Source organism: Streptomyces sp. NRRL F-5122 (assembly GCF_001507435.1).
Taxonomy (GTDB): Bacteria; Actinomycetota; Actinomycetes; order Streptomycetales; family Streptomycetaceae; genus Streptomyces; species Streptomyces lannensis.
Genome location: NZ_LMWH01000139.1, coordinates 36728 through 48740, shown reverse-complemented (window position 1 = coordinate 48740; position 12013 = coordinate 36728). Strand labels below are relative to the sequence as shown.

General features: G+C 71.3%; 13 protein-coding genes. 5 read left to right on the top strand and 8 right to left on the bottom strand.

The genetic code is table 11. The annotated features are described in order from the left end of the window. Window positions 1-66 precede the first annotated feature (66 nt). Both ADL25_RS16390 and ADL25_RS46190 read left to right on the top strand, forming a co-directional pair. A complete protein-coding gene (locus tag ADL25_RS16390; RefSeq protein ID WP_059128476.1) occupies window positions 67-1350 on the top strand; it encodes a thymidine phosphorylase in 1284 nt (427 codons plus the stop codon). Window positions 1351-1603: 253 nt separating this feature from the next. Then, entirely contained in the window at window positions 1604-1990 is a 387-nt protein-coding gene (locus tag ADL25_RS46190; protein WP_079050409.1) for an STAS domain-containing protein, read from the top strand. Here the strand turns inward: ADL25_RS46190 and ADL25_RS16380 are convergent. Next, complete coding sequence (locus ADL25_RS16380) at window positions 1883-2890, bottom strand: sigma-70 family RNA polymerase sigma factor (RefSeq protein ID WP_059128474.1); 1008 nt, start codon at window positions 2888-2890, stop codon at window positions 1883-1885. The two genes, ADL25_RS46190 and ADL25_RS16380, sit on opposite strands and share 108 nt — an antisense overlap. Before the next feature lie 155 nt (window positions 2891-3045). Then, window positions 3046-4302, bottom strand: coding sequence for an MFS transporter (locus tag ADL25_RS16375; protein ID WP_059128473.1), 1257 nt, complete (start codon window positions 4300-4302; stop codon window positions 3046-3048). A 63-nt stretch (window positions 4303-4365) separates the two neighbouring features. On the opposite strand from ADL25_RS16375, the gene ADL25_RS16370 reads away from it, so the two are divergent. Then, complete coding sequence (locus ADL25_RS16370) at window positions 4366-5328, top strand: LysR family transcriptional regulator (protein WP_059128472.1); 963 nt, start codon at window positions 4366-4368, stop codon at window positions 5326-5328. A gap of 69 nt (window positions 5329-5397) precedes the next feature. On the opposite strand, the gene ADL25_RS16365 is transcribed toward ADL25_RS16370, so the two are convergent. Then, window positions 5398-6159 carry an alpha/beta hydrolase family protein gene (locus ADL25_RS16365; RefSeq protein WP_059128471.1) on the bottom strand — a complete coding sequence of 254 codons (762 nt, stop codon included), beginning with the start codon at window positions 6157-6159 and terminating at the stop codon, window positions 5398-5400. A 113-nt stretch (window positions 6160-6272) separates the two neighbouring features. On the opposite strand from ADL25_RS16365, the gene ADL25_RS16360 reads away from it, so the two are divergent. Further along, window positions 6273-7427, top strand: a complete 1155-nt coding sequence (locus tag ADL25_RS16360) for an adenosine deaminase (protein ID WP_059128470.1) — start codon at window positions 6273-6275, stop codon at window positions 7425-7427. Window positions 7428-7556: 129 nt separating this feature from the next. Next, window positions 7557-7907 carry a hypothetical protein gene (locus ADL25_RS16355; protein ID WP_059128469.1) on the top strand — a complete coding sequence of 117 codons (351 nt, stop codon included), beginning with the start codon at window positions 7557-7559 and terminating at the stop codon, window positions 7905-7907. Between the two features lie 82 nt (window positions 7908-7989). On the opposite strand, the gene ADL25_RS16350 is transcribed toward ADL25_RS16355, so the two are convergent. The 5 genes from ADL25_RS16350 to afsQ1 all read right to left on the bottom strand — a co-directional run bounded on the left by ADL25_RS16350 (window position 7990) and on the right by afsQ1 (window position 11880). Next, on the bottom strand, window positions 7990-8196 hold the full coding sequence (locus ADL25_RS16350) for a PspC domain-containing protein (protein WP_059128468.1): 207 nt from the start codon (window positions 8194-8196) through the stop codon (window positions 7990-7992). A gap of 165 nt (window positions 8197-8361) precedes the next feature. Continuing rightward, window positions 8362-8913, bottom strand: coding sequence for a VanZ family protein (locus ADL25_RS16345; RefSeq protein WP_059128541.1), 552 nt, complete (start codon window positions 8911-8913; stop codon window positions 8362-8364). A 116-nt stretch (window positions 8914-9029) separates the two neighbouring features. Then, window positions 9030-9644: a hypothetical protein gene (locus tag ADL25_RS16340; RefSeq protein ID WP_059128467.1), complete on the bottom strand. Its 615-nt coding sequence runs from the start codon at window positions 9642-9644 to the stop codon at window positions 9030-9032. Next, on the bottom strand, window positions 9641-11206 hold the full coding sequence (locus ADL25_RS16335) for a sensor histidine kinase (protein WP_059128466.1): 1566 nt from the start codon (window positions 11204-11206) through the stop codon (window positions 9641-9643). Before ADL25_RS16335 ends, ADL25_RS16340 begins: the two co-directional genes overlap by 4 nt. Next, a complete protein-coding gene (afsQ1, locus tag ADL25_RS16330) occupies window positions 11203-11880 on the bottom strand; it encodes a two-component system response regulator AfsQ1 (RefSeq protein WP_181923142.1) in 678 nt (225 codons plus the stop codon). The genes ADL25_RS16335 and afsQ1 overlap by 4 nt, the downstream gene beginning before the upstream one ends. Window positions 11881-12013 lie beyond the last annotated feature (133 nt).

Here is a 12013-nt window from a genome sequence, read left to right as displayed (position 1 = left end):
CCGGCCCCTGCGTGCCACGCCCGTGGTGCGCAGGGGCCGCACACTTTCGAACCTCGGAAGGAAGCCATGGCCATGGACGCCATCTCCGTCATCCGCACCAAGCGGGACCGCGATGAGCTCAGCGACGAGCAGATCGACTGGGTCATCGACGCCTACACGCGGGGCGAGGTCGCCGACGAGCAGATGTCCTCCCTCGCGATGGCCGTCCTGCTCAACGGCATGAACCGGCGGGAGATCGCCCGCTGGACCGCCGCGATGATCGCCTCGGGCGAGCGCATGGACTTCTCGTCGCTGTCCCGCCCGACGGCCGACAAGCACTCGACGGGCGGCGTCGGCGACAAGATCACGCTCCCGCTGGCTCCGCTGGTCGCCGCCTGCGGCGCGGCGGTCCCCCAGCTGTCGGGCCGTGGGCTCGGCCACACCGGCGGCACGCTGGACAAGCTGGAGTCGATCCCCGGCTGGCGCGCGCTGCTGTCGAACGAGGAGATGCTGCACGTCCTCGACACCACGGGCGCGGTGATCTGCGCGGCGGGCGACGGCCTGGCGCCGGCGGACAAGAAGCTCTACGCGCTGCGGGACGTGACCGGCACGGTCGAGGCGATCCCCCTGATCGCCTCCTCCATCATGTCGAAGAAGATCGCCGAGGGCACCGGATCGCTGGTCCTGGACGTGAAGGTCGGCTCCGGCGCCTTCATGAAGACCATCGAGGACGCCCGCGAGCTCGCCTCCACGATGGTGGGCCTGGGCACGGACCACGGGGTCAAGACGGTCGCCCTGCTCACGGACATGTCGACCCCGCTGGGCCTGACGGCGGGCAACGCACTGGAGGTCCGCGAGTCGGTCGAGGTCCTTGCGGGCGGCGGTCCCGCGGACGTCGTGGACCTGACGATCGCCCTGGCGCGGGAGATGCTGGACGCGGCGGGCCTGAAGGACACGGACCCGGCGAAGGCCCTGGCCGACGGCTCCGCGATGGACGTCTGGCGCCGCATGATCGCGGCCCAGGGCGGCGACCCGGACGCCCCGCTGCCCACCTCCCGCGAGCAGCACGTGATCACGGCGCCGTCCTCGGGAGTCCTCAGCCGTCTGGACGCCTACGGCATCGGTGTCGCCGCCTGGCGCCTCGGCGCCGGCCGCGCCCGCAAGGAGGACCCGGTGCAGGCGGCGGCGGGCGTCGAGATGCACGCCAAGCCGGGCGACACGGTGACGCAGGGCCAGCCGCTGCTGACCCTGCACACGGACACCCCCGAGCGCTTCGCCTATGCGCTGGAGGCGATCGAGGGCGCGTACGGCGTCGCGGCGCCGGGCCCGGAGTTCGCGGCCGGGCCGGTCGTGCTGGAGCGTATCGCCTGACCAGGCGTTTTCCTTTTCGGGTGAACGGGATCGGCGGACCGACGCCGGTCCCGTTCGTCATGCCGCCCGGTCGGTCGCGCGGCCCCGGCGGGCTGGCGGCAGGCTCCACGGTCAACCCGGGGGCGAGGTCCAGCGCCCCTTGAGCACAAGTTCGATGAGGCCATCAGGCTTCCCGCGCCTTCCGACGTCGTCATCGACACCGGCGAGTTCCCCTCGACCGGAGATGCAGCCGCCCCGCGCGTATCCGGTGCCGATGAGTACCGGGCGCCCGGCCGGTCTACCGACCGTGGATGCCGAGACACCTGCCGTACTCGTGGTGGCCGGGCCCGTCACGCGGGACGACGTGGCACGGCTCGGCGAGGAGATGAGGGCGCTGATGAAGGACACCGGAGCCGCAGTCGTCGTGTGCGACGTCGCGGCGCTCAGGCCCGTCACCCTGGCCTCGGTGGACGTACTGGCCAGGCTTCAACTGGCCGTCCGCCGCGCCGGGGGCCGCATCCGCTTGCGCGACCCGGCCCCCGCGCTGCGTGCCCTACTCGCTCTGGTCGGCCTCCCCTTCGAGATGGAGGGGGACGTCGAACAGCGGGAACCAGCGCTTGGTGTCGAGGAAGAAGTGGAACCCGGTGAGCCGGCCGTCTGAGATCTCCAGCACCTGGACGGACCAGGCCGTGAAGCCGCCGGTGTCCGGGTCCGGCTTGTACTGGGCGAAGCCCGGCAGGCCGTTGACCGCGACCGGCACCAGCCGGGAGCCCTCGCAGGCGGAGCCGAGCGTCGTCATGAAGCCGGTGATGTCGGACGGGCCGCGCAGCCAGAGGTCGAACGGCGGCATCGTCATCACCGCGTCCTCGTGCAGCAGGGCCGTCAGCGCCTCCATGTCGTACCCCTCGAAAGCGCCCACATAGCGCTCGAGGAGCTTTTGCTGCTCGGGGTCCAGAGGATCGGAGACGGCGGCGTCGGCGCCCTCGCCGCCTCTCTCCGCCAGCGTGGCGCGGGCGCGCTGCAGCGCGCTGTTCACCGAGGGGACCGAGGTGTCGAGCAGCTCTGCGACCTCGCTCGCCTTCCAGGCCAGCACCTCGCGCAGGATGAGCACCGCACGCTGCTTGGGCGGCAGTTGCTGCAGGGCGGCCATGAACGCGAGCCGCACCGACTCCTTCGCCACCGCGGCCTCCTCCGGATCGGTCACCGCGGGCAGTACACGGGTGTCCGGCACCGGCTCGAGCCAGGTGTGGTCCGGACGTGGGGCGAGGGCGGCTCGGGCGAGCGGTGTGGACTCGGTCAGGTCCATGGGGCGTGCGCGCTTGTTGCCCGCGCTCAGCATGTCCAGGCAGACGTTCGTCGCGATCCGGTACAGCCATGAGCGCAGCGAGGAGCGGCCCTCGAACTTCGCGTGGCTCCGCCAGGCGCGGACCATCGTGTCCTGCACCGCGTCCTCCGCCTCGAAGGAGGAGCCGAGCATCCGGTAGCAGTAACCGGTCAGCTCGACCCGGTGCTTCTCCAGCAGGACGTCGAGGTCCTCCGCCGTCGCCGTGCCGTCAACCATGGTCCACCCACCCCAGCGGCCGTTCCTGTCGCGCATCGTCGCGCCCCAGCACTCCGGAAGCTACCGCAGCCCACTGACAACGACCCCCCGAGTGGGGAAAAGGGCAGGTGAGGACGGCTTCCGCGATCTTGCGCAGACCGCCGCCGCACCGCGCGCTACGCCACCCGGACCGCCAGACGGGCCGCCCTCGAACCGAACAACGTGATGGTCACGACGCCGAGCACCGCCAGCACGCCCATACCCGCGGTTCCGGCCCAGCCACCCGCGTGGAAGGCCACCGCGCCGAGCGTGCTGCCCGTGCTGGAGCCGATGTAGTAGGCCGACTGGTAGAGGGCGGACGCCTGGGCGCGGCCCCGCTTCGCGGTGTGGCTGACGGCCGAGGACGCCACCGCGTGGCCCGTGAAGAAGCCCGCGGTGATCAGGACCAGCCCCAGCAGCACCAGCGGCAGGGTGGATGCCAGGGACAGCAGCAGTCCCGCCGTCGTGGTGCCGGCCGCCAGGTACAGCGCCCCGCGGCGGCCCAGCCGGCCCACCAGCCGGCCGGCCGTCGACGCCGTCACCGTACCGACCAGGTACACCAGGAAGATCGACCCGATGACGCCCTGGGGCAGGCCGAACGGCCGGTCCGTCAGGCGGTAGCCGATCACCGTGTAGACCCCGCCGAACACCGTCATGAACAGTGCGCCGATCGCGTAGAGCCGGCGCAGCAGCGGATCGGCGAGGTGGTCGCGGACGGTGCGGGCGAGGACGCGCGGGTGCAGCGAGCCGGCCTTGAAGTGCTTCGGCTCCGGCAGCAGCAGCCGGAAGGCCAGCGCGCAGGCGACCGCGATCACACCGATCGTGCCGACGGCGACCCTCCAGCCCCACTCCTGCGCGACCCAGCCGGTGATCACGCGGCCGCTCATGCCCCCGACGCTGTTGCCGGCGACGAACAGGCCGATCGCCGTGATCAGGGCCTTGGGGGTGACCTCCTCGGCCAGGTACGCGGTCGCCGAGGCCGGCAGCCCGGCCAGCGCCGCGCCCTGCACCGCGCGCAGAGCGATCAGCGTGCCGAGAGACGGGGCGAAGGGAACCAGCAGACCGACCGTCACCGCGACCGCCAGCGAAGCCGTCATCAGCGTGCGCCGTCCGAACCGCTCGGAGAGCGCGCTCATGGGCAGGACGAACAGCGCCAGTCCGCCGGTCGCGCCCGACACGGTCCAGCTCGCCGCGCTCGCGGTCACCCCGAAGTCGCGGGAGACGAGCGGCAGCAGGGCCTGCGTGGAGTAGAGGAGGGCGAAGGTCGCCACGCCCGCGAGGAAGAGGGCGAGACTCACCCGGCGGTAGCCCGGCCCACCCGGGCGCATACGGGAGTCGGCGGTGACGGGGTCGGCGCCCACGACGGTGGACGCCCCGGTATCGGCAGCAGGCATACCTCGAACGTAGGGACCCGGGTCTTCATGCGTCCAATGCACAGAAACCCCATAATCGTTCCCATGGTGCATCAGCAGAGCTCAGCGAAGGGCCTGTCATCATCCGGTGACACAAGTGACGCAGCAGACATCGTCACCCTGCTCGCGCCGCGCCTCGCGTACTTCGCGGGGGTCGCGCGGACGGAGCACGTCACGCGGGCCGCGCAGGAGATGCAGGTCCCGCAGTCCACCCTGTCCCGGGCGCTGGTCCGGCTCGAACACGACCTGGGCGTCGAGCTGTTCGCCCGGCGCGGCCGCACGGTCTCGCTCTCCCCGGCCGGACGTACGTTCCTCGCATCCGTGGAGCGCGCCCTTGTCGAGATCGGACGGGGCGCCGAGGAGGTGCGCGCGGACGCCGACCCCGCGACCGGCAAGGTCGCCTTCGGCTTTCTGCACACGATGGGCGCCGAGACCGTGCCCGGACTGATCCACGCCTTCCGCGCCGGCCATCCGCGCGTGCGCTTCAGCCTCGTCCAGAACTACGGCGAGGCGATGCTCGAGAAGCTCCGCGCGGGGGAACTCGACCTCTGCCTCACCTCGCCGGTGCCGGAGGCCCCCGACCTCGTCGCGCGCCGCCTCGACGAGCAGAAGCTGCGGCTGGTCGTCCCCGCCGACCACCGGCTCGCGGGCCGCAGGCGCATCCGGCTCGCCGAGGCCGCCGAGGAGACCTTCGTGACCCTCGAACCCGGTTATGGGCTCCGCCGCATGACCGACGACCTGTGCCGCGAGGCCGGGTTCACGCCACGGGTCTCCTTCGAGGGCGAGGAGGCCGAGACTCTGCGCGGCCTGGTGGCGGCGGGGCTCGGCGTGGCGCTGCTGCCGCCGCCCGCCGTGCCCCGCCCCGGGGTCGTCGAACTGACCGTCACGGCGCCGCGCGCGGTGCGGGAGATCGGTGTCGCATGGCTCGAAGGGCATGTCGACACGCCGCCGGTGGCCGCGTTCAAGAGCTTTCTGCTGTCACGGAGAGGACAGCTCCTGCCCGACTGACCGCACGGGCCGCCAGGGCCCGCCCGTGAGCCGCACACGGCCGCCTACGGTGTGCCGCGGCGGCGCCCCTCACCGTCGCAGCGACCGCCCGAACCCGGCCGCCAACGGCATCCTCAGACCCAGGGGAGGCGGAGCCGCCAGCGCGTCCTGCACCGGTCGGGAGAAAGGCAGTCCGAACAGTGCGCCCATCACGAAGTCCTCGGCCAGCGCCTGCACTTCTGACCGGTACTGGTGCAACCCGTGCCCGTCCGCATGCACTTCGAAGCGGCAGACGTCGCGATTGGCCTTCTTGGCCCGCTCCGCCAGCCTGAACGACAGCTCGGGATCGGTGCGTTCGTCGTTGGTGCCGTGCACGATCAGCACCTGCCGTCCGGCGAGCTGCTTCACCGGTTCGGGCGACGCGGCCATGTCGTCCTCGGGCAGCCAAGGGGCGAGCGCGAGCACGGAGTTGACGGCAGTGTGCCCGGCGGCATGCAGCGCGGCCCGGCCGCCCATGCCCACGCCGGCGAGGCAGACGGGCACGTCTCCGTGGCGTCTCACGATCTCGTCCGCTGCCCAGTCGGCATCCTGCGACAGATGCGCCTCGCTGCCGTTCCAGCCGCGGTAGCGGTAGTGCACCACATGGATGACCAGCCCCTCGCCGCGGCCCGCGCGTGCCAGCCGGCGGCCGAGGGCGCGGACCGAGACGGCGGCCATCAGGGGAGAGGGCCTGCGGGCGGAGATCTCGTCGCCTCCCGGCAGGAGCAGCACCGCTCCGTTCACCGTCGCCGGTTCCGGGCCGAGCGCCCTCCCCAGCCGGGCCGTGCGAACCGGCGTCGCTTGATCTGCCATGACAGAACAGTGTCAGAAGCAGCGGTGTACGAAACCCGTCCCGGTGGTCACCTTTGGGTATCGACGCATCGCCGCTCTTCGTGTTCTACGCGCGTAGGCGCTATGGTGCGGCAATGACGAGCCAGCACCAGAACACCCCGAGCTTGGATCAGATCCGCCGGGCTCCCAAGGTCCTGCTGCACGACCATCTCGACGGGGGCCTGCGCCCCGGGACGATCGTCGAACTCGCCCGGGACACCGGCTATGCGCATCTCCCCGAGACGGATCCGGACAAGCTCGGCGTGTGGTTCCGCGAGGCAGCCGACTCGGGTTCGCTGGAGCGGTACCTGGAGACCTTCTCGCACACCGTCGGGGTGATGCAGACCCGCGAGGCGCTGGTGCGCGTGGCCGCCGAGTGCGCCGAGGACCTCGCCGAGGACGGCGTCGTCTATGCGGAGGTGCGCTATGCGCCCGAGCAGCATCTGGAGGGCGGGCTCAGCCTCGAGGAGGTCGTCGAGGCCGTCAACGAGGGCTTCCGCCAGGGCGAGCGGCAGGCCAGGGAGAACGGACACCGCATCCGGGTCGGCGCCCTGCTCACCGCCATGCGGCACGCGGCCCGTGCCCTGGAGATCGCCGAACTGGCGAACCGCTACCGGGATCTCGGCGTGGTCGGCTTCGACATCGCCGGAGCCGAGGCCGGTTACCCGCCCACCCGGCACCTGGACGCCTTCGAGTACCTCAAGCGCGAGAACAACCACTTCACCATCCACGCCGGAGAGGCCTTCGGGCTGCCGTCCATCTGGCAGGCGCTTCAGTGGTGCGGCGCCGACCGGCTCGGGCACGGGGTGCGGATCATCGACGACATCCAGGTCCTCGACGACGGTTCGGTCAAGCTCGGGCGCCTCGCCTCGTACGTGCGCGACAAGCGCATCCCGCTCGAGTTGTGCCCCAGCTCCAATCTGCAGACCGGGGCGGCCGACTCGTACACGGACCACCCCATCGGGCTGCTGCGGCGGCTGCACTTCCGTGCCACGGTGAACACGGACAATCGTCTGATGTCGGGGACGAGCATGAGCCGGGAATTCGACCATCTGGTCGAGGCATTCGGTTACACGCTCGAGGATCTTCAATGGTTCTCTGTCAATGCTATGAAGTCAGCATTCATTCCTTTCGATGAACGGCTGGCGATGATCAATGACGTCATCAAGCCGGGATACGCAGAATTGAAGTCCGAATGGCTGTTCAAGCAGACCGCCTCCACCAGCGGTTCTGTGGAGTCCGAGGACTGACTGGCTCGTTTTCGGGGCGGCCGGGAGCCATTTTTCCGGCCGCTTTGTGATGTTTGCGGATCGCCGATTCACGTGTTTACGGTTCTGGACCGCTCACATCTCCGTCAACGGACCAAGGACGCGTTCATCATGAAGCAGTCTGCTGCCAAGACCCTCGGTGTCGCCGCTCTCGGTGCCGCCTTCGCCGCCACGGGCGCCGGTGTTGCGAGCGCCGCCCCGGCCACGCCGGACGTCACCGGGCTCGACACCGTCTCCCAGGCGCTGCCGGTGGGCGGTGTCGCCGGGATGGTGCCCGGCGCGGGTGAGGCACTCGGCCAGGGGCAGAGCGCGCTCGGCCGGGCGGTGAGCGCCGCGCAGCCGGCCGCCCACCAGGCCCTCTCCGACGGTCCGGCGGCCCCGGTCACCGGGCTGCTCGGTGGTCTGCCGGTCAAGGGACTGCCCAGCCACGGCCTGCCGCTGAACGGCATCCCGCTGGGCTGACGCGACGGGTTCGACGCACGCGAAGGGGCGCCCCGGGTCGGGACGCCCCTTCGCGTGCGTGCGGTTGCCGGAGCACCGGCCGTCACCAGGCCGTGTGTGCGCCCGCCTTCTCCTCCGAGGGGAACAGGATCCACAGGGCTATGTAGAGCAGGAACTGGGGGCCGGGCAGCAGGCACGACAGCACGAAGATCACGCGCATCGTGGTGGCGGAGGTGCCGAAGCGCCGTGCCAGCGCTGCGCACACTCCGCCGATCATCCGTCCGTGAGTGGGGCGGGCCAGGGCGGTCATGGTGGCTCCTTCGCGAACCGTAGCCGGGAATCCGGTCCCGGCGGCTGCCGGGACGGCCGATCGCGTCCGGGTCCCCGATGCCGTCCGTGCTGTGCGGCGGTGAGGCTTCCTCGTCGCTTTCGATATCCTTCACGCTACGGGGACGAAGGGGGGCGAAGCGTCACTCTACGGAGCTATCCCGACCCTGGGAATCGTCGGGGTCCGCCCCTGGGACGGCTCCTCCCTGGGGTGGGCGGACCGGCGCCGGTGCTCGGCCAGGCGGCGGAGCCGGTACCGCGCCGCGGGGACGACCAGCAGGTGGGCCAGCGCCACACCGACCGTGCTGAGCAGGATCGTGTCGATGTCCACGACCTGACCGGGGACCCCGGTCTGCACCAGCTCGATGCCCAGGGAGATCAGACTGCCCGCGGCGACCGTACGGGCCAGCGAGGCGAACGGCGAGACGTGGAGCCGGCCGCCCGCCATGGGCAGCAGCACCCCGAGCGGAGCGAGCAGCGCGAGCCCCTTCCCGATGCGCCGGGCGGCCTCCGGCCAGCCCAGCACGAGGTCGGCTCGGATACCGGCGAGCGGATGGAGGTTGGCGGGCCTCACCCAGGGCACGTCCAGCGGGCGCAGTGTGATCCAGGCGACGAGCACGAGATGTGCGACGAGGAGGACACCCCCTGCCACACGGACGCGGATCACGGCGCTGCCGCCGATCGAGCCTTGACGCTGCACGCCCCCCAAGACGCCGCCTCCGGTGCCTCCGGTTCCGCGTCGCGCCGCCGGCATATGAACGGTTCCTCACACGATCCCCGGGCGAGGAACCGGAGAGAGGACGCCGGTGTGGTCGCTCAGGGGGAGGTGACCTCCGTGGACGGCGGCTGCTTCTCGCCCGGGTGGGAGCGCACATCGGTCGTGCACTCGTACCGGCGCAATTGCTGGGCGTCGGATCCGCCGAGCACGACCGTGCCGTCGTCGGCGGCGGTGGCCTCGGAGTCGGCGAACGTGCACACGATCTGCGCCAGGGCGAAGGGGGTGAGGTCCTGCACCCGGGTGCTCAGCCGGAAGGTGTCCTCCGGGTCCCTGCCGCGCGGCCCGCTCACCTTGACGCCCTCCGACACGTCCGTCGTGTAGCCCGCCTGCTTCTCCGCGGCGGACGGCTTCGCGGCGAGCTGGTCGAGCAGTCCCTGGGCCACCAGAACCCGCCGCTCGGCCTCGGCCGTGCCGTCCGGGATGCGCACCGAACGGTCCACCGTCACCAGTTGCGAGGCGCACAGCAGGAAGACCTGGACCGGGATGCCGCGACCCGCCTGGGTGGACAGATCCGCGCCGGACAGCGCGCACGGCATCCGGGACGGCGCGGGGCCGAAGTCCGTCGGCACCTGGGTGGAGCGGATGCCGCAGCCGGCCAGCAGCGCGGCCAGCAGCGGAACGGCCAGCCAGGGGCGCACGCCACGTCTTCTCATCGGGCGTTCCCCTTTGTGCCGTTCCCGTTCCGCTTCTCCTCCTCGACCAGCGGCGACGCGTCGCGCGGCAGCCGCAGCGTGAACACCGCCCCGCCCTCGGGGGAGTTGGCGGCCGTGATCTCGCCGCCGTGGATGTGCGCGTTCTCCATCGCGATGGACAGGCCGAGGCCGCTGCCCTCGGAGCGCGGCCGTGAGGCGCTGGCCTTGTAGAAGCGGTCGAAGACGTGCGGCAGGACGTCCTCGGGGATGCCGGGGCCGTGGTCGCGCACCTCGATGACGAGCTCCTCGCCCTCCTCGCGCACCGCGACCCGAACCGGCGAACCGCCGTGCTTGAGCGCGTTGCCGATCAGGTTCGCCAGGATCACGTCGAGGCGGCGCGGGTCGAGGCGGGCCATGATGCCCCGCTCGGCATTCAGTTCGACGGCGTCCAGCCACGCGCGGGCGTCGATGCACGCGGTGATCTGGTCGGCGATGTCCACGTAGTCGACTACCAGCCGGGCCGTGCCCGCGTCGAAGCGGGTGACCTCCATCAGGTTCTCGACGAGGTCGTTCAGCCGCCGGGTCTCGCTGACCACCAGTCGTACGGCCGGCTCGATCATCGGGTCGAGACCGCCCGTCCCGGCGTCCAGCTCCTCCTCCAGGACCTCGGTGACGGCCGTGATCGCGGTGAGGGGCGTCCGCAGTTCGTGGGACATGTCGGCGACGAAGCGGCGGGAGGCCTCCTCGCGGGAGCTCATGTCCGCGACCTTCTTCTCCAGCGACTCCGCGGCGCTGTTGAACGTCCGGGACAGCTCCGCCAGTTCGTCGGTGCCTGAGACGCGCAGCCGGGTGTCCAGCTGCCCCTCGCCGAGGCGGCGGGCCGCGATGCCGAGGCGGTGCACCGGCTTGAGCACGGTCGTGGCGGCCGCCTGCGCGAGCAGGGCCGAGCCGATGAGCGCGAGTCCGGTGGCGATACCGAGCGACCAGGCGAGGGAGTTCAGGTCCTTGGCCTCCGGCTCCAGGGACTTGAGCATATAGCCGGTCGGGCCGCCGCCGATCACCTTCGCGCCGCCCACCAGGGACGGTTTGCCGCCGTCGACGATCCGCTGCCAGTAGAGGTGGTAGGCGTGCCCGCCCGCCGACGACGCCGTCTGCTGCTTGTTCACCGCCTTCTGCAGGGACTTCGGCACGTCCTCCAGCGTGAAGGTGTCCAGGTCGGAGTTGCCGACGACGGTCCTGCCCTGCTCGTCGGTCGCGACCAGGAGCACGCTGAAGCGCTGGCTGCTGTTCGCCATCTGCCCGGCGGTGTGCTGCAGTTCGTCCTGTGTCGGATGCACCGGCAGCGAACTCGCCCGGTTCTGCATCTCCTGCTGGAAGTCGCGCAGCACCGCGTCCTGGGTGCGGGTGAGGACGGCCTCGCGGTTGAGCCAGTACGCGATGGCGGACGCCGACACGGCGGCGGTCAGCGCCACGAGCCCGAAGACGACGACCAGACGCAGCCTGAGGCTCGTGAAGCGGATGCGTGACTGTACGGTCCTGCGTGCCGCGGACAAGCCGCGGCGTCCCCCCTGCGGATCCGTCACTGAGGGGCGTCCAGCCGGTAGCCGACGCCGCGGACCGTACGGATCAGCGTGGGGGACGACGGGACGTCCTCGACCTTGGCGCGCAGCCGCTGCACGCAGGCGTCGACGAGCCGGGAGTCGCCCAGGTAGTCGTGCTCCCACACCAGCCGGAGCAGCTGCTGGCGGGACAGCGCCTGGCCGGGCCGACGGCTCAGCTCCAGCAGCAGCCGCAGCTCGGTCGGGGTCAGCTGGAGGTCCTCGCCGTTCTTGGTGACCGTCATGGCCGACCGGTCGATGACGACATTGCCGAACGTCGCCGAGTCGCTGGACTCGCGCTCGCCGCGCCGCAGCACGGCCCGGATCCGGGCATCGAGCACCCGGCCCTGCACGGGCTTGACGACGTAGTCGTCCGCGCCCGACTCGAGCCCCACCACGACGTCGATGTCGTCGCTGCGCGCGGTCAGCAGGATGATCGGCAGCTGGTCGGTGCGCCGGATGCGCCGGCACACCTCGAACCCGTCGATGCCGGGCAGCATCACGTCCAGCACGATCAGGTCCGGCCGCTGTTCGCGCAGCAGTTTGAGACCGTCCTCTCCGGTGGCAGCGGTGGCCACACGGTGTCCCTGGCGCGTCAAAGAGAGCTCCAGGGCCGTTCGGATGGCGTCGTCGTCCTCGATCAGCAACAGGGAAGGCACGGGGGCCATTCTGGCCCATGCCGTGGCCGTCTATCGACCGTTGGAGCGCTCCCGCTCGTCTTGGCCCGCGAGGCGACGACGGCGGTGCGGTTGCGTAGCCGCACGACTCTCCTCCGTGTTCGTGTCGAGGTGT

Coding starts and splice junctions, on each gene's coding strand:
- ADL25_RS16390 (WP_059128476.1), top strand. CDS start 67: ATGGCCATGGACGCCATCTCCGTCATCCGCACCAAGCGGGACCGCGAT.
- ADL25_RS46190 (WP_079050409.1), top strand. CDS start 1,604: ATGAGTACCGGGCGCCCGGCCGGTCTACCGACCGTGGATGCCGAGACA.
- ADL25_RS16380 (WP_059128474.1), bottom strand. CDS start 2,890: ATGGTTGACGGCACGGCGACGGCGGAGGACCTCGACGTCCTGCTGGAG.
- ADL25_RS16375 (WP_059128473.1), bottom strand. CDS start 4,302: ATGCCTGCTGCCGATACCGGGGCGTCCACCGTCGTGGGCGCCGACCCC.
- ADL25_RS16370 (WP_059128472.1), top strand. CDS start 4,366: ATGGTGCATCAGCAGAGCTCAGCGAAGGGCCTGTCATCATCCGGTGAC.
- ADL25_RS16365 (WP_059128471.1), bottom strand. CDS start 6,159: ATGGCAGATCAAGCGACGCCGGTTCGCACGGCCCGGCTGGGGAGGGCG.
- ADL25_RS16360 (WP_059128470.1), top strand. CDS start 6,273: ATGACGAGCCAGCACCAGAACACCCCGAGCTTGGATCAGATCCGCCGG.
- ADL25_RS16355 (WP_059128469.1), top strand. CDS start 7,557: ATGAAGCAGTCTGCTGCCAAGACCCTCGGTGTCGCCGCTCTCGGTGCC.
- ADL25_RS16350 (WP_059128468.1), bottom strand. CDS start 8,196: ATGACCGCCCTGGCCCGCCCCACTCACGGACGGATGATCGGCGGAGTG.
- ADL25_RS16340 (WP_059128467.1), bottom strand. CDS start 9,644: ATGAGAAGACGTGGCGTGCGCCCCTGGCTGGCCGTTCCGCTGCTGGCC.